This window comes from Herbaspirillum sp. 1130, from assembly GCF_017833835.1.
Taxonomy (GTDB): Bacteria; Pseudomonadota; Gammaproteobacteria; order Burkholderiales; family Burkholderiaceae_D; genus Herbaspirillum; species Herbaspirillum huttiense.
The window spans coordinates 65,202-85,103 of the sequence record NZ_JAFICQ010000009.1; the positions used below are offsets into that span (position 1 = coordinate 65,202).

Genomic DNA, 19,902 nt, shown 5'->3' on the forward strand with positions numbered 1-19,902 from the left:
CAGCTACATCGCTCCCCTGCTGTACGCAACTACGCGCGAGCGCGAACGCAGTTCGCAAAGGTGCCTTTGGCGCTGCGGTAGTAATGAACACTGGGCGGTTGCTTCTCGAGCCGTCAGGTCCGCCTCATCGTCAATCCGCAACCGGTCAGCACGTGTTGCTTCAGCGCGTGGCGCGCCAGTTCTTTAAGCGACACCCTTCAAGATCGCCGTGCCCTGACACAGCTCGGCAAGCAAATTTCTCAGTCGCGCATTCTCCTCATGCAACTCTCTCAGTTCGCGCACCACATCCGACTGCCCCCGCATATACTGCTTCTTTCAGCGATAAAACGCCTGGTCCCAGGATCAGACCCGCTACCACCATCGTCAGTCAGCCTGTTTCAGTAGTGCCAGACTCTGTTCGATCGCAGAGCGCTACGTTTCATAGCAACCCTTCCCCGATTAGGGCCAAGTGTGCGGCGAAACTCACTCTCGGAACGGCCCAGGATGCCTAAAGTGAATCAACCGGACCAGGTCAGCCTTAATGCCTAACAAAACGCATAGTCGCACCATGCCGTTCTAGTCATGGACGAAACATCTATGTTCTCCCCCCTTCTTTAGCCAAGGCACGAAGCTGGCAGACCATCTGTCGTTGCACCCAACTGCACCAAACGATCGCTCTTTCCGAGTATCAAGCCGGGTACGCACTGACAAGCTGAAATATGCGAACCTTCGCGCGCAAGTGTTCTGCTTGCTCCTCCAGTGAGCTAGAGGCGGCGGCGGCTTGCTCAACCAGGGACGCATTCTGTTGCGTAACCTCGTCCATCTGGCTGACTGCACGGCTAACCTCCTCAATGCCTCTACTTTGCGTCTTTGAAGCGGTTGCAATTTCATCCATAATCGCACTAAGCCGTGCGATCGACGTAACAATATTGCCCATTCTCTTCCCCGCCACTGTAGCCTGAGCCGCTCCGTCGGCGATCCTGCCTACCGACGACCCGATAAGTTCCCGGATCTCCCTCGCGGCGAGTGCGCTGCGCTGTGCGAGAGAGCGTACTTCACCTGCTACTACCGCGAAGCCTTTACCATCTCGTCCCGCGCGAGCTGCTTCCACTGCAGCGTTCAGCGCAAGAATATTTGTTTGGAACGCGATGCCTTCTATCTCACTAATTATTTGTTCCATGTTTGTAGACTCGCGGGCTATGGCGTGCATAGTATTAATTACCTGATCTACTGCAAGACCGCCAGTCTCAGAGGCTTGCGCAGCGTCTCGTGCAAGAGTGGTAGCCTCGCTTGCGCTCGCTGCATTGCTCCTCACCATCACGGCCAATTGCTGCATGCTCGCAGCAGTTTGCTGGAGGGACGCCGCCTGCTCTTCCGTACGCTGCGAGAGGTCATGATTGCCCTGCGCAATATCGCTGCTTCCTGTGGAGATTGTTTCCGCCGCCACCCGGATCCCTCGCACGAGGTCATAAAGTTTGTCGCGCATATCGCTCAGCCCAAATAGCAAGCTCGAGCGGTCACCATCTATCACGTCTATATTTGCTGCAAGGTTTCCGGAGGCAATTTGCGCTGAGATTGCCCGAGCTGCGGCTGGTTCACACCCCAGTTCAGAGCGAATGCCGCGCGCTATGAACCACGCTATCGATGCCACAATCAGGATGACCGCTGCCGATGCCGCAATCAAATGGTACGCCACGTTCCAGTACGCCGCGTTGATATCGTCATAAAAAAGTCCCGTCCCGATCCACCACTGCCACTCAGGTACTGCAACGACACCTTGTAGTTTTGCCTCCGGCGGGCCATCCGTCGAGCGACGGACGAGCAAATCCACCAACACAATATGCGATCGAGAAAGCCCTCTCGCAAACGCCTCACTGTCGCTCATGTCTCCTTTTGGGGTGCGGATTCCAGGCGGAATTGTTCCGATAAGACTCTCATTAGAGTGCACGAGAACCACGCCTTCAACTGTCCTGACGAAGTAATAACTGTTGCGGCTCGCGTTGAGCTGGGACATCGCGGTTTTCGCCGATGACTGTGCCTGAGACCGCGTGAGTATCCCGTCCCGCTCTAAGGACTGATAGTAGCGTACGAGATGCTCGGCCTTATTAAGCATCTCCGTGATTTGTTCCTTCTTCTCGTCAATCATCTCCTCTCTAGCCTGCATGAGAGCAACCGCTACCATGCCCGAGACACCTAACAATGCAGCGCCGACCATTAAACCAAGTTTCGTCGAAATTTTCATGTGAGTGCGTCGCCATAATGATCTGTCAATTGCATCAAGTAAATCATCCACAGTCTGCCTCAGCTTGATGAACAATAAACGCATACATATGCCAAGAAGCGCAACCCAACCAGCAATCTGCTATCAGCTCTTGCTCTACAGAGATATTCTCCTCTCGAACTACCAGCTCAACCCTGAACATTCCTTCGAGAGGCGCGCAGTAAGGAACGGCTTAAAAGTGCATTAACGGCTGTTATCGTTTCAGACAAGCTATTAACCTCAGGTATCGGGGCAACCGAGATCAAGAAATTGAGCAAGCCGATCACCTAAGACCAACTGCGGCTTTGATCGAACCGTTACTGCCCCGACGCCATCCTTAGCACGAGAAGAAACCAGCTCGATTACCTGGCTCGAATCGCTCTGCGCTGATCGGTGTTCTGCTCGTTCTCAAGACGAGACTGCAGTGGCGTGACCTGCGGGGCCATATGGATACGCGACCTTCGCTATTGAAGTTGATGTGATTTGGTACACCTACCGCCACAGCGAATGAAGTCACGCTAACAAAGAATGGACCATCAGCGCTTATGAAAAAAGTTTGGGTAACGATATCGATGCCCTAACACTGGCAGCTGCTATTGAAAAGATTTTTTGCCGGCAGCCAATCGGTAACATGAGTTTAGACGGCGATTTTGTTCCGCGAAACGCAGAATATCTTAGCGTCAACAAGATTTACCTATGTAAAACAAACGTGAACAAATCTGAAATAGGACAAAGAATGTCAGCTAAGCCTGCCGATCAAATTAAACGTCATTTTCTAGTAGTGGACGACTTTGGCACAATGCGGCGAATAGTGTCAGGCCTGCTTAAGCAGCTAGATTACCTCCATGTCACAGAAGCGGATGACGGAAGTACTGCATTAAAAATTCTTGAAGCAGGTACGCATGATATCAATTTCGTCTTAACAGATTGGAACATGCCCGTTATGGACGGACTCAGCTTGCTGCGGCATATAAGGGGACACGATAGCCTTAAGCATCTCCCGGTATTGATGATCACCGCTGAAGGGAAAAAAGAAAACATTATCGAAGCTGCCACCGCGGGCGCAGACGGGTATATCGTGAAGCCGTTTAACGCGGCGACTCTGAAAGAGAAGATCGACAAGGTCATCACTCGCCGCCATTTCTTAGCAAATGCCACACATAGTCTTTAATCTGTGGATGAGGTCCAGTGATGAAAATTCTTAATCAATACGAGGTTCCTGCGTGGATTAACAAGCAACGATATATTGTCGAGTGCCGCGTGATCAAATCGGACAAAAAAATTGAACATCAGTACCGTGTTTGGTTACACGGAAATATTATGAAGAATTGGTGTACTGGTGACTTGACGCAACTATTTAAGGTGAAAAATATAAATAGCGATCTGGCACCATAGTCTGACTCCGTCAGCAGGGTGATCGAATAGGTCTGGTTAGCTTAATCCCAATATATGCTGATTTTGCACCACCCTTTTTGTCATTTTCTTCTCTCACTGCGGCGAATCAAGGACCAAGACAGGACACCGTTTTAAGCAAGTGTTAGCTGGTATCTTATCGACACTGTTGAGACAATGCTCTCTCGATGACATCTATATGTATTTGGAGTGCCTGTAGCTCCGCCAGATTCACTTTTTTCTACTTTGATTCGGCTATACCCAGCAACATGCTGTCGACCTGAGCATTGGTCAGTTGCTTGACATTGCTGCTGGATATCCGCCCACCTGTTTGTTGCGCCAGACAGTTCTCGATCGAGACGACTTGGATGATCCATTGCTGAATCAGCTGCATGCATTCGCTTGCAGATCGCGCACTAACCGTAGAGACTTGGGCATGATATGGTCTTCCGATAGCAGGCGGGCTCTCATTTTGAAGCGTCGCTTGAATTTTCTAATTTCGGCTTACCGGAGGTGAAATGAAAACCGACGAATTCTTCGGGGTGCCTGAAGAAAACATTGAAGCCGCACAATATCATCAAAGAAATGCACGGCGTCGATTAAGTGCCAATGTACCCAGTCGTAACCAAATTGCTACACTGCCGAGAAAGGAGTTATGTCAAGTGCTGCTCGACTGGATGACGCGTAGTGCCACAGAGATCATCCCCAGCAAGCGTCAAATTTATGAGGTGCAACAAGTTCTAGTTAGCCGAGCAGACCGTAAAGAGATTCTTGATGTTGTAGAGATCTGCACTAGATATATTCAAGGTGAGCAAATTTCGTCATGCCTAACGTTGAGAAAAAAAAATAACTCGATAAAATACTGTTGTAGCAGGTCTTGTTCCTAAAGATGCCCTGGTCTTGAAGGCCTGACCTGAAACGAATTTTATAGCCACCGGATAGGCGAGTTCTTTATGCTAACGCCAAGGAGAACTCAATGAAGAGGCAATTCACGGACGAACAGATCATTCAGCATCTTGCGAGAGGCAGAGAACAAAGAGATCGCGACGGTAGATCTGTGCAAGCGCCACAACATTACTGAGCAGACCTTTTACCGCTGCAGAAACAAGTTTGGCGGTATGGATGTCTCTGATGCCCGGCGGCTCAGAGAGCTTGAATCCGAGAACGACAAGCTCAAACGCATGGTGGTGGAACAGCTGTTGGTGATTGATGGCTTGAAGGAGCTAAGCCGAAAGAAATGATGACTTCCGCGGCCGGCGCCTAGCACTGGAAGTCCTTACTCGTCGGAGACTGCCGCGACGCAGGGCATGTCGTTATCTGGAACTGAGCCGGCGGGTAGCGGATTATCAGTTGCGACAACCTGAAAATGATCGGAGCCTGACGCAGCAGCTCATCGCGGCATCGCAAGAAGTCCCTCGATTCGGCTATCGGCGCATGTCTGTCTGGCTGGCCTTGGGCGAGTCCCGAGTGCGGCGACTGTGGAGCGCGCTCAAACTAGGCATTCCACGAAAGCGGCCTCGCAGGCGTCAATGCGGCAACGACATTCGGTTACCTGGAGCAACCAAGCCAAATTCGGTCTGGAGCTGGGACTTTGTTCGTGACCAGATGGTGGATGGACGCTCGTTAAAGATGCTGTGCGTGATCGACGAAAACACCCGGGAATGCCTGGCCATCGAAGTTGCCGCCAGTTTGCGTTCTCAGGATGTCATCCTGACGCTATCGCGATTGATGCGGTTACATGGAAAGTCGGCCTACGTTCGGTCGGACAACGGTGCCGAGTTCACAGCGGCCAAGGTTATGCGACGGCTGCGCGATGCCTCAGTTGATCCCGCCTTCATTGCGCCAGGCAGTCCATGGCAGAACGGATTCGTGGAAGGCTTCAATGGCAATCTGCGTGACGAACTGATTAACCGGGAGTGGTTCCGCAGCCGGACAGAGGCAAAAGTGCTGATTGAAAGATGGTGTCAGTTCTACAACGAGCGCAGGCCGCATAGCGCACATCAGTACTAACCTCCAGCCACGGTCCGTCGAGCCTGGATGGAATCGAATATGATCGACAACCGACTCATTGCCTAACTGGCTACAAATTACCGACGCAGGTCATATCCACTCTGCTCTGGTGCTAGCGCAGCCCAGCATTACGGTGCACGGCACCATCGGCCCTCATCATCAGCTTGGCTACGTTGTACATCTCCCTTCGTCCCAAGCGCCAATCGGATCGCCGAACTCCGCTCTTGCACATCCACATTACGAATCTGCCGCGCGCCGAGCCAGGGCTGCAGTGACACTGGCGCTGGTTTGGCCGTGTGGAACCGCGCGCCCGCATTGGTGTGGCCCGCCTGTTCACCCATCCTGATGTGGTCGAGACAACTCGGCTTTGTAATAGCGGCGCGCGACATAGATCGTGGTCTCTCCAAAGAGCAACCCGCCCAACGCTGCCCCAATCAGCATGGCGACGTAGCTCGTGTCGAGCAGGTTATCAAAGTAGCTTCCCAGCGCCGTAAAGGCCGGGCATAAAAGCAGGCTTAGCCATGTCTGCCAGTGGTGGTAAGTCTTTCTGTAGACGCGCCGCCAGGCAGCCGCTCGTTCGCCCGGCGACAGTGCCGCAAGTTCTGGAATCTGTTTCGTCGCCCAAAAGATGCGCATCGTTTTCCCTTTTGATTCAATGTGTGATGCGACCCATTATCTCAATAGCAGTTCATCTCTAATCCGATGCCAAAGCAGTCCTTGAACCTACTGGCGAATTAACTCTAGCAAGTTCGCCTGACAATTCCCTGTCTGACGTTAGGAATTTTTGTGATCTCCTGAACGGTCATGCACGAGCATTCGAAGCGCATCAATACCGAATCTTGACGGAAGTATCGAGCAATGGTGATAGGGATAAGAAAAAAATGATGTTCTGGGAATTCTCCTTCCGTTTATATCAATGTATTTCTCCGCCGGCCTTTATAAAGAAGACTTCTGAAGGGTATTTTCATGCTGAGGAAAAAAGAGAAAGACCTGACTTTTTCGTATGCACTTAGCTGTCATCGAGTAAACATTATTAGTAAGTCCAGCGTCACAAAACAAGTGCCCTGTGTTCAGTTCTTGTGGTCGTAAAAATTTTTTCGAAATAAATTTTGCATCGTCAGCATCTTGTATGTTTTTTGTCAGCGCTACGTCACTTAGTGATTTTCTTTTTGTGTGAGAATCTTTTCGACTGCTGGGCTTGGAAATCAGGGAAGCAAGTGTCCATGCATCGTCAGTCAGTGATGAACTTACCTACACGGAGAAAATCATGCGTCTTTTAACCAGTAAAGAACTTGAAGCAGTCAGTGGTGGGGCTGGTGGCGTAGCGGGTGCCATCGGTGGTGCAGGACCTGGCGCGACGGCGGGTGCGTCGGCGGGAGCGCAGTCGGGCGCGTCTGCATCGACGGCTGCCGGCGGTAGCGCGTCTTGCGGCGCAGCCGTCGGAGGCGTAGCCGGTGGCGTAGCTGGTGCGGCAGCTGGTGCAGCAGTAGGTGCTGCCGGTGCTTCTTCGGCAGCATCGTCGGCAGCAGGGGCTACCGCAGGGGCCGCTGCAGGCGCAGCAGCTGCTGGCGCGGTATGTGGTTCGGACAGCAGTAGCGATAGCGATAGCAGTAATGACGGCAGCAGTGACGGCGGAAGCGGTGACGGAAGCGGTGACGGAAGTGGTGGTGATGGCGGTGGCGACGGCGGTGATGGCGGCTAAGTCAGTAGCCTGGGTCTGACGATCACATTCGGGAAGTATCCTGAATGTGATCGTTATGGCGGTAGTTCATACAAATGCGTGTCGGGGCATGAGCAAGTGCTTCGTTTTCCAATGTATCGGTTGCGAGGTGGCTCTCCGTGGCCAAAAGGCAGAACATGAAAAAACTCTGGCCGCTGTTCGTTCTGGCGTGCGCCATCCTCATTATGAATAACAGTGCAATGGGACAGTCAACAGATAGCTGCCCGCCGCCGGGAATTGCAGCTGCAGATGAGCTTCAACGGCTTTCCCATAGTGTGCAGCCTGACCGCGGACCGCTGTGGGAGATCACCCGAGATGGAACACGGTCGTATCTGTACGGAACCATCCACGTGGCCAAGCTGGAGTGGGACTTTCCAGGCCCCACGATCCGTAAGGCGCTCAGCACCTCCAAGAAGCTGATCGTCGAAATCGACGTGACCAAGCCAGGGCTGGGCGCGGCAATGAATGCACCTATGGCCGCAGAAGCGGCGGAGCGCTCATCTTCTTTGTATCAGTCACTCGTGAGCCGCATTGATGCACAGTTCCGAAAGGCTTGCATCAATCAGGATCGATTTAAAGGAGCGACGCTGGCCTCCATGGTCTCTTCGCTCACGCTGCTCTCCGCGCGCAAGCAGGGGCTCTATCCGGAGTTTTCTATCGATGCCTCTCTGATCGGATTTGCCCGTTACACCAAGAAAGAGATTGTGGAACTTGAGACGCCCGAGGATCAGCGCACTGCCATCGGTGCGTCCGATCTAGCGGATCTGGAACGCGATGTGATCGAGCTTGAGAGCGGCAAGGCCAGGGAAAACCTGGAGAATCTGGCGCGGGTATGGGCAAGCGGAAATCTGGGCGACATGGAGCGCTATTGCCAGAGCATCCAATGTACGCAGGATCGAAATTACTTTGATACGCGCAACAGGGTATTTGCAGCGGGAATTGATAAATTGGCCAATGAAAAGGAGCCAGTGTTCATTGCGGTCGGTTTCCTCCACATGATCGGTCCTGACAACGTGCTTGATAAGCTCAAGGAATTGGGATTCCAGGTGCGGCAGATTCCCACGCGTGACGAGAAATAAAAAACGAGATAACCAGCTTAATTGATTGCTCGATCTTTTCCCTGAAAAAGATGGCTTCCTTGAATTTCAGTTTCCGGCGCGGCATCCAGTTGCAGTTGCAAACCGAAGCTGCTGAATGCGGCCTCGCGTGCCTAGCGATGATCGCCACTGCGCACGGACACGAAGTCGACCTGCGGACCCTGCGTCAGCGGTTCAGCACTTCACTGATGGGTATCACGCTGGCGCAGCTGGCGCGCAACGCCCAGGAGACTGGCTTCGTTACCCGGCCATTGAAGCTCGATATCGATGAGCTGAAAGACGTACAACTTCCCTGCATTATGCACATGGACATGAACCACTTCGTGGTCCTCAGCCGCTGCCATAACGGCAGGTTTGAGATCTTCGATCCGGCCAGTGGACATCGCTACTGTCAGGTCTCTGAGTTGAACAGGCGATTCACGGGCGTGGTCCTTGAGCTGATCCCAGACGTCAACTTCAAGCGTCAGCGCAAGCCACGTGGCCAGATCACGGTCTTCAAATTGCTAGGTCGGGTGCTGGGCCTGGAAAGCGCATTGGCCAAGATATTTCTGTTGTCCGCTGTCATTGAGGTGTTTGCGCTGATCGGTCCTTTCTTAAACCAATGGGCCATCGACGAAGCGCTTGTCAGCGGCGACGCCAAGCTGCTTTACACGATCATCGTGGGCTTTGTGATGGTGGTGGTAATGCAGACAATCACGGAGGCCGTCCGGGAGTTCGCCCTTATCCATTTGAGCGCATCGCTGAGCGTGCAATGGTATACGCGGGTGCTGGCAAGATTGATCCGTCTGCCGCTGGGGTATTTCGAAAAGCGGCAACTGGGCGCCATCATTGTGCGGCTTGATACGGTTGCGACCATCCAGACCTCACTCAGCAATGGCTTTATCGATGGGCTTATCGATGGAGTCATGGCCATTGGTACCTTCCTGATGATGGCGCTCTACAGCATGAGATTGGCGCTGATTAGCGCGGGAATTCTTTCGCTATACGTCCTCTTGAGGTTAATCATCTACCGGATCATCCGCTCTTCCAGTGAGAGCTATTTTGTCTTTGCTTCACGTTTTCAGACCTATCTAATGGAGTCTATCCGCGGTATTCAGACCATCAAGCTGTTCTGCGGCGAAGGGGATCGCTTGACTTCGCTGACTAACAGATCGATTCGCGCAAAGAACGCGACTCTTCGGATCGTAAAATACTCTGCCTTGTTCCGCCTGGCCAATTCCATGCTATTCAGGATCGAAACCGTAACGGTGCTCGCGCTGGGCGGCTTGGCCGTCATGGATAAGAGCTTCACGGTCGGCATGCTGGTGGCCTTTACGTCCTTTCGCGAGCAGTTCGCAAGACGCATCAGCAGTCTGGTGGACCGCATCTTCGATTTCCGTATGTTGAGTGTACAAACCGAGCGGCTCGCAGACATCATGTTGGAAAAGCCAGAGAGTCTTCATTCAAACTTCTCGGTGCAGGCGGATGAAAGCCATAGTCCGCTGATCAACGTTGATGGTATCTCCTATCGCTACGGCGACGGCTTGCCGGAGGTTATATCCAACATCAGCTTTTCGATCGATGCCGGCGAGCATGTGGTCATCATTGGTCCGAGCGGCTGCGGGAAGACTACCTTGCTCAAACTGCTGACCGGGCTCTTTGAACCAACTAAAGGAACAGTGTCCTACGGCGGTGTCCCTATTTCCCTCCTGGGGAAGCAGTATCGGAGCCTCTGTGCCACGGTGACGCAGGACGACGTTCTGTTTGCAGGGTCGATTGCTGAAAATATCACCTTCTTCGACGAGCATCCCGATCACGAGCTGACTCGAAAATGCGCGGCGATGGCCGGAATCGAAAAGGAAATACTGGCCATGCCGATGGGATTCGATACCCTGATCGGCGACATGGGATCTGCGCTCTCGGGTGGGCAGAAACAACGTGTGCTTTTGGCTAGGGCGTTCTATAAGAAACCGAAAGTTCTGTTTCTGGACGAGGCGACCAGTCACCTCGATTCGGGGAAAGAGTTTGAGATATTAAAAGAACTGTCCAGCCTGAAGATCACACGGATCGTTATTGCCCATCGGAAGGAAACCATCAACTCCGCCGAGCGAATCATCAATCTGCCGAAACTTCAAAGCAATGAATAGGTAGTCAAGATTGAAGAACGAACCTGCCGAAAGAGAGCACCTCTTTCGTCCTGAAGCCAACTCTTCCGGAAATCAAGATATGGGAGAGGCTTTGCCACTGGTATCACCTTCACTGACAGTGATTGTGTTTCTTCTTTCATTTTTTTGCCTGGCGGTTCTCGTCTTTCTGTTTTCGTACGATTATGTCCGGCGTGTGCGCGTGCAGGGAAGATTGGTTTACGACGAGGGTGTGGTCAGGGTCTATGCGCCGGTAGACGGAATCATTACTAAAAAGTTTGTGACGGAAGGCCATCATGTCAAGGAAGGTGAAAAACTGTTCCTTGTCTCTCTGGATCGGCTGTCGTCGAATTCGGGCAGCACCGCTGAAGGCGTGACGGCGCAATTGCAGTTGCGAGCCCATGCATTTCAACGCGAAAAGAAGCTGCTGGAGGGTATTCAGATGCGCGACCGCACGACGCTGCTGCAGAAGATCGTCTTGCTCAAAAATGAATTGAGCCAGGCGGAAAAGCAGGTCCGCTCGCAGCAGGATTCCGTGCGTCTCAGCGATGACAATCTAAAACGGTATCAGGGTCTGGAGCAAAGCGGATTCATTTCGCAGTCCGCCTATCAGGAGAAATTGCAGTCCAACGTCGATGTTCACACCAGACTGTTCGCACTATTGCGGGAAAAAAGCAACTCCGAACGTTTATTGCGCGATGCGCAGAATGAATTGGCCGACTTCGACGACAAGTCGGAAAACAGTATCACCGCGTTGAATCGGGAAATGTCGATACTACAACAGGATTTGGTCGAGAACGACGCCAAGCGCGAAGTCGTCGTCTACGCCAAGACAGCGGGGATGGTGACAGCAGCATTGGCCGAGCTTGGCCAGAACGTGACACCTGCGCAGGTGCTGGCCAGCATCGTTCCGGAAAACGTCCATATGTACATTCAGCTCAATGTGCCGACTTCTGCCGCTGGCCTGATTGCGACGGGACAGACCGTATTGTTGAGATATGCCAGCTTTCCCTATGAGCGTTTTGGGCAATTCAAGGCAACCATTTCATGGATTCCGCAAACTGCACTGAATTCCGCCGAGCTGAAAATCGCTGATGAATCGAAGGATCTGTTCTATCCAGTCAAGGCAAATATCGAGTCACAAGAGATCCGGTTTGGTAACCAGTCATTCCCGTTGCGCGAAGGTATGTCGGTGGACGCAGATATCTTGTTGGAAAGCAGAAGTATCGCAGAATGGATGATCGCCCCGGCGCTGGAGATGACTGAGCGCTACTCCAACCGTCTGCCGAATCGGTGAACGGTCTTTCATAAAAATGACGGTAGATGATCATGAGCGATGAGTGCGAAGCTGCACATGAGGCGGTGACGTCTTTCTTCCGAATCAAAGTTTTTTCGCTCTATTAGCTATGCGTAAAGGCCTGCTTGTTGTGGCACTGTTTTGCGGCGAGATTCATGCTCAAGATATCGTGGAGGTCTATCGCAGCGCGCAGGTCATGGACGCGTCGTTTCAGCGTGCTCGCGACACTCTGACGGCAAGCCAGGAGAAATTGCCTCAGGCGCGAGCGGCCTTACTGCCGTTGATTTCGCTGGGTGGTGCCTATTCTTTAAATAACGGGCGCGCGGACCTGACCGAGACCGACCAGCCCTATCGATGGAAAACCAAGAAGTATGCACTGGTTCTTTCTCAGCCGATCTTTGATTACAGTAGCTGGAAGTCCTATGAGCAGAGCAAGAAGGCGTTGGTGGCCGATGAGATCACTTTCCTGCTCGCACAGCAAGATCTTATTCTGCGCATATGCGACGGCTATTTTTCTGTCTTGAATGCGCAGGATCGCATCGACGCCATCCGCGCCACCAAGCGCTCTATCGAGGAGGAATTGATGGCAGCGCGAGAGGGCTTCCGAAAGGGGACTTCCACGATCATTGATCAGCGCGAAGCAGAAGCCCAGTTCGATCTTTCCTCTGTTGACGAACTGGCTGAGATCAATAATCTCGAGCTGAAGAAAGAGGCGTTGCGGAAGATAACTCAGAAGCCAATCAGTAATCTGATGAAGTTGCCGAATGACGTGAATATCGTTCCGCCGGTCGAGGGCAACATCGAGTACTGGTTCGAAGCCTCGCAGAAGGGAAACCTGAATGCAAATCTGCAGGCTGCCAGGCTGGAAGTGGCACGCGTGGAGGTGGAGAAGGTCAAGGCAGGTTATCTTCCCACCGTCAGCCTGTCGGCCAGCGCGGGAGCCAGCAATCAACTAGGGCGAAGTCCTACGCTGGAGAGCGGCAGAATCAAGACGAATGCCGTGGAGATACAGATCAATATCCCGATCTTTTCAGGTTACTCGACCGAAAGCAAAGTGAGAGAAGCGGTCGCTCTTCGCAGCCAGGCGGAAGATGATCTGGAACTCGCGATACGCAACGGACAACAGGATATCCAGGCAGCTTATCTCGACGTTAAAAGTGGTATCGCGAGAATCAATGCGTTGGAAACGGTCAAGGTCAGTAGCGCCTCGGTGCTGGAGTCGATGAGGCTCGGATACAAGCTGGGCGTCAAGACCTATATTGACGTGCTAAAGGCACAACGCCAATTGAGTCAGGCAGAGCTCAATTTATCGAAATCCCGCTATGACACGATCTTGGCCTATCTCCGCTTGCGGGCTTCCGCAGGCATGTTGACGGAGGAGGATATCGTTCAGGTCAACAGCCTCTTGTCGGTGGCAGAGCCTGAATGAGGCTGCCCTGATTTTTCTATGTGACTGATCTACCCTAATTGCTGAGGCCAACCATGTCTGAAAAGAAGCAAGCTCTATTGTCCGCGATACGCAGCGAGGCTGTGTTGACCTCCGATGGGCAGCGCCTGATCTCTCCGACAGGAACCAGCAATCGCTGGCTGATCGACATGCGCCGCATCTTCATGAAGGCGGTATTGCTTGATCTGCTGGCCGAATTTTTCTGGGACGAGTATTCAGAAAAGCTGCCTTTTCAGGTCGGGGGAATGGAAACCGCGGCCATCCCTTTGCTGTCAGCGATATTGCTCAAGTCGGCAGCGCGGGGAACTCCGGTCAATGGCTTCATCGTGCGCAAGGAGAGAAAGACCTACGGCACCGGCAACCTGATCGAGGGCGTGCTCACCGAGGAACCCATCATCATTGTCGATGATGTGCTCAACTCGGGAAAAAGTCTGGAAAAGGTGCGCGTCATTCTGGAGCGGGAGCGCCGGGAGATCTCTTCCATTTTTGTCCTGATCGACTATAGAAGTACGCAGGGCTTGGCATGGCGCGTGGCGCACGATCTGCAAGTGCACTCACTCTTTGCACTGAACGAGCTCAATCTGTCGCTAAAGAAAGAAGCGCTGCCTGCGTCTTCCACTATCTTCCAGAATCTATGGTCGTTCCGCTCTCCGGACCCCAACTTCTTTCACCGGGTCCCCAAGTCCTTTCCAGTTGTTGATAACGGGCGCCTCTACTTTGGCGGGGACTGCGGGATTTTCTGGTGCCTGGATGCCTTCAATGGAAAGCCGATCTGGGCCGTCAAGGTTGAGTCGGTGGGGCACAAGAATATTTGGTCTACCGCCGCCGTCCACCGTGGTAGGGTCTACTTCGGCAGCTACGATGGAAATGTCTATTGCCTGGATGCGGCCACTGGACAAGAGATATGGTGCTTCATCGGGGCGGACTGGGTCGGTTCATCGCCAGCGCTGGGGGCTGATGTCGGTCTGCTGTTCATTGGCTTGGAGTTTGGCGTCGAGGGGAAGCGCGGCAGCGTTGTCGCCCTTGATATGGAGACAGGAGAGAAGGTCTGGGAACATATGACCGCGCGCTATACCCACGCTTCTCCGATCTATTGGGCCGAGCGAGGAATAGTCGCATGCGGAAGCAACGATGATGAACTCTTGCTACTTGATGCCAGATCAGGTAACCGTTACTGGCGCTTTCGGACCAACAAGAATGGAGCATCGCAAAAAGGCTCCATTCGTCACGCCGCGGCCTTCGACAAAATCCGCGGACATGTGGTCACGGGATGCGCAGATGGATGCATCTATATTGTCGATGTCGCCTCTGGCGAGGAGGTGTGGTCAGTCATCACTAGCAATACGATCTATACCATCCCGCTGATCGTTGGCGATCTGGCTTTCGTGCCTTCTAGCGATAAGCATCTGTACATTCTTGATCTTGAAAAGAAGGAATTGAAGAAAAAAATATTCTGCGGCTCCAAGCTTTTCTCTCCCCCCAGTCTGATTAACGGAAAAATCTATTTCGGCTCCTGCGGTGGACTGCTATACGAGCTGTCTTTGGAGAGTCTGAGTGTCACGGGGACGCATCAGTTGCCAGACGCCATTACCAACATGGTGTCGTATAGTCAGGAAACCAAGTTCTTCTATGTCCTGACGTATGTTAACGAGCTCTTTGCGATTGATGTAGGCAGCGCCACCTGAACCGCTGCCGCCAAGCGGCCTCTGCCTGTAAGCTCAGAAGGTAAGAAGCTATGTCCTAATCCTTTCAATATAGCATCGAACCTTTCCATAAAAATTGATTGATTAGGGCTGTAGAGGCGAAAGCGCCGGGAGCTGGACCGGCCTCGCCCTATCGCATAGGTGATTTTCTCTTCGCTAAATCTCCACGGTTTCCTGACTACTCTTTTCCTTGAAGCCGCCCGGCAAAGGAGTAAATACATGCGTAGCTTTTGGACGAAGAAAGAAATTCCAGAGTTGGCGACACTGTTGCCAGCAGAACGCGCTGCGTCTTGGAAGCGGATATATCGAAAGACCTTCCGCCACTGGGAGACATGGATGAGCCTGCTTTTTTGCGCAGGGCTTGTAGCGGCGGGATATTACATCGGGAGAGTCTTCGCCATTCCTTATGTTCCAATGATCATTCGTGCGGCTCTTGGTGGATTGGTCTCTTGGGAAGTTAGGATTTATGTGGCGCGTCGCTACTACAAAGACGATATCTCAAGGAAACTTGATTGAAGCTCTACTTCCCTGAGAGCTACACCATAAGATTCGTCCCAGAGTTTCTTGCCCCACGGCCAATCCTTGGCCTTGGCGCGAACTCGGGACGGCACTGGTGCGTGAAGAACTCTGCCCCGTCTACTACCTGCTGGTCTAGTATCTCGCACGGCCAGCGGAAAACGCTCATACAGCGCTCCGTCATGTCGCGTTTAACGAGCACAGCGGCCGCGTAGTGTTTCCTCGAGTTTAATGACTTATCCGAGAGGAGCCATGCTACGGGTAGGCAGGAATTGGGAGGACGCATTGCTGCCGTGCATGCGCACCTAGCTTGCTGTAGAGGTATCCAGCTTGAATGTGGAGACCAAGCCCGCTAGGGCGCTGGCCTGTTCCATCATCGAATTGGCCGCGGCGGCTGCTTCCTCTACCAGAGCGGAGTTTTGCTGGGTAGCTTCGTCCATATGAGTAACTGCCAGATTGACCTGGGTAATTCCATGGCTCTGTTCCTGGCTTGCGTGAGAAATCTCGGCGACGACATCTGTTACCCTCTGTACACTGGAAACCACGTTCGCCATGGTCATCCCCGCTTGTTCGACCATGCTACTCCCCCGTCCAATCTGAGCAACTGAGTCATTGATCAACTCCGCAATCTCTTTTGCCGCCGTCGCGCTACGTTGAGCAAGGCTACGGACCTCAGAAGCAACAACGGCAAATCCTCTCCCTTGCTCACCGGCTCTTGCCGCTTCCACTGCAGCATTCAATGCCAGAATGTTCGTCTGGAAGGCGATTCCGTCAATGACGCTGATGATGTCGACAATCTTCCTTGAACAGGCGTTGATGCCCTCCATGGTCGTGACTACCACACCAACTACTTCTCCGCCTTTGGCTGCAACCTCAGAAGCCGAAACTGCGAGCAGACTCGCTTGCTTGGCATTGTCCGCATTCTGCTTAACCGTTGACATTAGCTCTTCCATCGCCGACGCTGTTTCTTCTAATGCGCCCGCTTGCTGCTCTGTACGAGAGGACAAATCCAGGTTTCCAGACGCAATTTCACTAGAGGCTTGCTCAATTGTATGAGTTCCTTCGCGGACCTTTCCTACAATTGATACTAGGCTGTCTCGCATCTGCTTAATTGCGAAAACCAAGCTGGTGCTATCGCCAATCTTAGTTTGCACTTGAGAAGTCAGATCACCAGCTGCGATCTGTTGCGCAATCTCAGCGGCATATGACGGCTCCCCGCCGAGTTGCTTCAGGAGCCCCCGTGTAATAACGATCGCGACGATCGCGGAGATTACGGCTACTACCAAGGTCAGTACGGCGACGACGATAGAAGCTCTCTCCGCCATCCCAATTGTGGCCTCGTGTGCTTTATCATTTTCACTGTCGACGTCAGCGATGACGTCATTGATATCAAGCACAATTTGCCGACGCAGCGGACTACATTCGTTGACTAAAAAGTCGCGATACTCTTCCATCCTTCCGCTTTCCCGATAAGCGCGCGGGCGCTTTAGTTCCTCGGCCATTTGTAGCAAGCCAGTGCGCACCTTCTGAAATTTCTTATCATTGGAGAAATATGGGTCCAGATCTTTTAGCGCCTTCAAATACAGTTGACGCTGTTCATCAACAATAGCTAACTCCTTCTGGGCATCTGTGTCACTTTTGAAAACGTAGGCATTGCGGGCGGCAATGCCGGTCTGATCCAGCGCCTCCCGTGCGAGATAGAGCGGTACCAGCTTTTGATCTTGAACTGCGTCCGCCGCCTTGATGGAAGTAGTGAGAGAGCGGATGCTGCTCAACGAAATGGCGGCAAGTAAAATGGTGAGCACCAGCAAAATAGAAAACGCCAGCGCAAGTTTGCTACCAATTCTCATAGTACGGAAATAGTTCATATCCAATCCCCTTTGATTAAATGCGAGTAGATTCTTCAGATCAATCAAAGAATGACCGATCCCTCTGCCTAAAGTAACTATAGACCAGTCTACCCAATATGGATTTAGGGATTTTCCTCATGCCGCAAAGCCGCAGGATGAGAATGAAAATTTTCGCGAGTACTTTCACTGGCTTCTGTCAGTGCCGCGTATCCTCTGGGCTCTATCTACGTCAGAATGTTGATTTGCTCGCAGAATTATCAATCTCCGTTTGCCCCACCTTCTATTGACGCCAGAATGCTGCCACGCGATCGCACGCCCCTCATAGCCCAGCTCTCTTTAGCCCAGGTTCGTCTCTGCTTATGAGATTCGGATGGCTCTGCGCTACGCTAGGCGGAAAGTCTGGGTGCGAATTCGTCAAGGCACAGGATCATTGCGTTGAGGTAGGCTGTCTTGATCGCTCCTGATCGGATATCGCGAGGAACCCTATTTCGAGAGATGTCCAGCCTACGGTAGATTTTTCTGATCGAGATGCGATCGCAGATTTACCAGCGTCGAATAATTCCAGTAAGGCCACGTACGTCTGTCACTCTGTCGTCCCGCTCGCTGTGATGAGCAGGATTGGGGAATAATCATGGGGCAACTTAAGATGCAAATTTCTGGGAAATTGAGTGACCCCTTCGGGTTGGTCAAAGGCAAGCCGCAGTGACGCTCCGTTGACTGCCTAATATTAAGGCATCCTAGATCGCATCCATTGCTGATGGGCAGAAGCGAAGCACACCGTGGGTTTATCCACAAACTTACAAACAGAAGCGGTGGATAAATTGCACCAGGAAAATTTCCTAGATGACAAGGTTGGGCGCCAGGCTGTATGTCTTTATGGTGTAGCCGGGTTACTTGGAGTGCATCGCGATATTCGGCACATTTATTTGAAAGAAACAATGGTCTGATGGAGATTCCTGCTGGTGGGGAAAGGCTTACTTCTCGGATTGGTGGTGGCAGCCCCGCTAGGGTCAATCGGTACTTCGTCCCTCGCACTCTCGAACGTGGTTTTGGGGCCGGCATGACGGGAGGGCTGGGAAAAGCAGCTGCGGATGCTTTCTATGCTGGTCTGGCGGCGATTGTTTTTTCGTCTTTTGCGCAGTATTGGCAATGATCGACATGCCTCTCAATCTGATTGGTGGCCGGTTCATTCTTTGTGTTGAATTGCACTGAAATCTGTCACACTTTTGGAGTGAACCCCTCGGGCTGGACCAAGGCCCGAAGATGAAGTGAAAAGGATTATGGCCGCGTCTAGATACGGTCTATCTAGAGAGATAATGACTTGATTGGAGCTTTTTTCTGCCTATACTGAAGTCTTGCTTTCCGAAAGGAGGTCATGGTGATCAACCCCGAATTGCGCGACAGGATGGATCTTTCGATCGCTCTTGAGACGATGGAGCGCCTTCAGCAAGAAGGCGGCGATCTTGGGGGCATCTACTGGCACAAAATTTCGCTCCTTTTAAAAAGCGCCGAAACTTACCGTGAACGAGCCGCAGTAGCTGAAGACAAGTTGGAACAGATTGCAGCGGTCTTACGTTTTCAATGAAGGCGCGAGATACGAAGCTTTCGCATACTGCTTCTAAGACCATAAGTTGAACCGGCTCAAATCAATGGTGAATGTTCGAATATTTTTTAGTTCACCAATTTAAGCTAGCGATACAGTCACACAAGAATACTGAAACCCGAACAGCTCAAATCTCGTTCAAAACTACGTTCCACATCTATCGCCAAAGTGCGCATACATATGGCCTCTATCAGTCTTTTGGATGTGCCTGACGATTTCCCCAAATCTCGTCATCTGTATTCCGTTGGGGGCGCTCAGCCTAAACTACTACTGCGGCAAATCCAAGGCCGGTACCGAGAAGGCTGGAGCGATTCCGAGCTAATTGAGAGGTTTGAAGTTTGTCGCAGGTTTGCGAAATATCTAACGCCTTACTGCAGCGAGAAGTTAGATGAGCTCCGCGGGATGACTGTCGAGAATCTTCTGCTTACCGTTCGTGCGAGGATAATCAACAAAAGATGGGGCTACAGCGAAGCAGAGTTGGACTGGATTCTTGGGCAGGTTAAAGCAACGTTATCGAAGGAGCAAAACTAACGGTGCCTCTCCCTATTGATCAATCCTTATTCCATAACTGACTAGGTTAAACTAGCTAGACCGGGCTCGGCGAGATCGTGGGGGTGCAATAATCTGGAGACGCTCTATCGATGAAAGGAGAAATAGTGGTCATCGATACTAAGTCAATCCAGGTGAATCCGGCGGAAGGCAATGTGTTTGCCAAGTTAGGATTTACGCCAGAAGTAGCGGCCAGCTGAAGGCCGACTCTCTTCGATTTAATCGATGAGTGTTGAATTGCATCGAAAACTGACCCACTTATGGAGTGAACCCCTCGGGCTGGACCAAGGTTGGTCGAGAAACTAAGCCGCTTTCCGAGCAAGTTGTGCTTCGAACTGGTTAGGTGATTGATAGCC

13 protein-coding genes and 2 pseudogenes are annotated in these 19,902 nt (G+C 52.2%); 11 read left to right on the forward strand and 4 right to left on the reverse strand.

The features are described 5' to 3' along the window. Positions 1 to 667 precede the first annotated feature (667 nt). Positions 668 to 2,221 carry a methyl-accepting chemotaxis protein gene (locus JOD78_RS27750; protein ID WP_209570199.1) on the reverse strand — a complete coding sequence of 518 codons (1,554 nt, stop codon included), beginning with the start codon at positions 2,219 to 2,221 and terminating at the stop codon, positions 668 to 670. Positions 2,222 to 2,536: 315 nt separating this feature from the next. Between JOD78_RS27750 and JOD78_RS28165 the strand changes: the two are divergent. Continuing rightward, positions 2,537 to 2,676, forward strand: a pseudogene (locus JOD78_RS28165) (IS5/IS1182 family transposase); the annotation flags it as partial. 299 nt (positions 2,677 to 2,975) lie between these two features. Then, positions 2,976 to 3,410: a response regulator gene (locus tag JOD78_RS27755; protein WP_209570201.1), complete on the forward strand. Its 435-nt coding sequence runs from the start codon at positions 2,976 to 2,978 to the stop codon at positions 3,408 to 3,410. A gap of 462 nt (positions 3,411 to 3,872) precedes the next feature. On the opposite strand, the gene JOD78_RS27760 is transcribed toward JOD78_RS27755, so the two are convergent. Further along, positions 3,873 to 4,025 carry a hypothetical protein gene (locus tag JOD78_RS27760; RefSeq protein WP_209570175.1) on the reverse strand — a complete coding sequence of 51 codons (153 nt, stop codon included), beginning with the start codon at positions 4,023 to 4,025 and terminating at the stop codon, positions 3,873 to 3,875. A 124-nt stretch (positions 4,026 to 4,149) separates the two neighbouring features. Here JOD78_RS27760 and JOD78_RS27765 point away from each other — a divergent pair, with 124 nt between their 5' ends. Continuing rightward, complete coding sequence (locus tag JOD78_RS27765; RefSeq protein WP_209570176.1) at positions 4,150 to 4,518, forward strand: hypothetical protein; 369 nt, start codon at positions 4,150 to 4,152, stop codon at positions 4,516 to 4,518. Positions 4,519 to 4,607: 89 nt separating this feature from the next. Continuing rightward, positions 4,608 to 5,707, forward strand: a pseudogene (locus JOD78_RS27770) (IS3 family transposase). A gap of 267 nt (positions 5,708 to 5,974) precedes the next feature. Here JOD78_RS27770 and JOD78_RS27775 read toward each other — a convergent pair. Continuing rightward, the gene (locus tag JOD78_RS27775) at positions 5,975 to 6,277 is read right to left on the reverse strand and encodes a hypothetical protein (RefSeq protein ID WP_209570177.1); all 303 of its coding nucleotides are present in this window, start codon (positions 6,275 to 6,277) and stop codon (positions 5,975 to 5,977) included. Positions 6,278 to 7,498: 1,221 nt separating this feature from the next. On the opposite strand from JOD78_RS27775, the gene JOD78_RS27780 reads away from it, so the two are divergent. From JOD78_RS27780 to JOD78_RS27805, 6 genes are all read left to right on the forward strand, one after another. Further along, a complete protein-coding gene (locus JOD78_RS27780; RefSeq protein WP_209570179.1) occupies positions 7,499 to 8,440 on the forward strand; it encodes a TraB/GumN family protein in 942 nt (313 codons plus the stop codon). 50 nt (positions 8,441 to 8,490) lie between these two features. Further along, complete coding sequence (locus JOD78_RS27785; protein ID WP_209570181.1) at positions 8,491 to 10,584, forward strand: peptidase domain-containing ABC transporter; 2,094 nt, start codon at positions 8,491 to 8,493, stop codon at positions 10,582 to 10,584. Positions 10,585 to 10,594: 10 nt separating this feature from the next. Next, positions 10,595 to 11,878, forward strand: coding sequence for an HlyD family efflux transporter periplasmic adaptor subunit (locus JOD78_RS27790; protein ID WP_209570182.1), 1,284 nt, complete (start codon positions 10,595 to 10,597; stop codon positions 11,876 to 11,878). A 109-nt stretch (positions 11,879 to 11,987) separates the two neighbouring features. Beyond that, a complete protein-coding gene (locus JOD78_RS27795) occupies positions 11,988 to 13,307 on the forward strand; it encodes a TolC family outer membrane protein (protein ID WP_209570185.1) in 1,320 nt (439 codons plus the stop codon). A gap of 53 nt (positions 13,308 to 13,360) precedes the next feature. Continuing rightward, positions 13,361 to 15,010: a PQQ-binding-like beta-propeller repeat protein gene (locus JOD78_RS27800; RefSeq protein ID WP_209570187.1), complete on the forward strand. Its 1,650-nt coding sequence runs from the start codon at positions 13,361 to 13,363 to the stop codon at positions 15,008 to 15,010. A 237-nt stretch (positions 15,011 to 15,247) separates the two neighbouring features. Then, on the forward strand, positions 15,248 to 15,544 hold the full coding sequence (locus JOD78_RS27805) for a hypothetical protein (RefSeq protein ID WP_209570189.1): 297 nt from the start codon (positions 15,248 to 15,250) through the stop codon (positions 15,542 to 15,544). Between the two features lie 305 nt (positions 15,545 to 15,849). Here the strand turns inward: JOD78_RS27805 and JOD78_RS27810 are convergent, their stop codons facing one another. Next, positions 15,850 to 17,412, reverse strand: coding sequence for a methyl-accepting chemotaxis protein (locus JOD78_RS27810; protein WP_209570203.1), 1,563 nt, complete (start codon positions 17,410 to 17,412; stop codon positions 15,850 to 15,852). Positions 17,413 to 18,769: 1,357 nt separating this feature from the next. Between JOD78_RS27810 and JOD78_RS27815 the strand changes: the two genes are divergently transcribed. Further along, positions 18,770 to 18,979, forward strand: a complete 210-nt coding sequence (locus JOD78_RS27815; protein ID WP_209570191.1) for a hypothetical protein — start codon at positions 18,770 to 18,772, stop codon at positions 18,977 to 18,979. Positions 18,980 to 19,902 lie beyond the last annotated feature (923 nt).

Coding starts and splice junctions, on each gene's coding strand:
- JOD78_RS27750 (WP_209570199.1), bottom strand. CDS start 2,221: ATGAAAATTTCGACGAAACTTGGTTTAATGGTCGGCGCTGCATTGTTA.
- JOD78_RS27755 (WP_209570201.1), top strand. CDS start 2,976: ATGTCAGCTAAGCCTGCCGATCAAATTAAACGTCATTTTCTAGTAGTG.
- JOD78_RS27760 (WP_209570175.1), bottom strand. CDS start 4,025: ATGCAGCTGATTCAGCAATGGATCATCCAAGTCGTCTCGATCGAGAAC.
- JOD78_RS27765 (WP_209570176.1), top strand. CDS start 4,150: ATGAAAACCGACGAATTCTTCGGGGTGCCTGAAGAAAACATTGAAGCC.
- JOD78_RS27775 (WP_209570177.1), bottom strand. CDS start 6,277: ATGCGCATCTTTTGGGCGACGAAACAGATTCCAGAACTTGCGGCACTG.
- JOD78_RS27780 (WP_209570179.1), top strand. CDS start 7,499: ATGAAAAAACTCTGGCCGCTGTTCGTTCTGGCGTGCGCCATCCTCATT.
- JOD78_RS27785 (WP_209570181.1), top strand. CDS start 8,491: ATGGCTTCCTTGAATTTCAGTTTCCGGCGCGGCATCCAGTTGCAGTTG.
- JOD78_RS27795 (WP_209570185.1), top strand. CDS start 11,988: ATGCGTAAAGGCCTGCTTGTTGTGGCACTGTTTTGCGGCGAGATTCAT.
- JOD78_RS27800 (WP_209570187.1), top strand. CDS start 13,361: ATGTCTGAAAAGAAGCAAGCTCTATTGTCCGCGATACGCAGCGAGGCT.
- JOD78_RS27805 (WP_209570189.1), top strand. CDS start 15,248: ATGCGTAGCTTTTGGACGAAGAAAGAAATTCCAGAGTTGGCGACACTG.
- JOD78_RS27810 (WP_209570203.1), bottom strand. CDS start 17,412: ATGAACTATTTCCGTACTATGAGAATTGGTAGCAAACTTGCGCTGGCG.
- JOD78_RS27815 (WP_209570191.1), top strand. CDS start 18,770: ATGGTGATCAACCCCGAATTGCGCGACAGGATGGATCTTTCGATCGCT.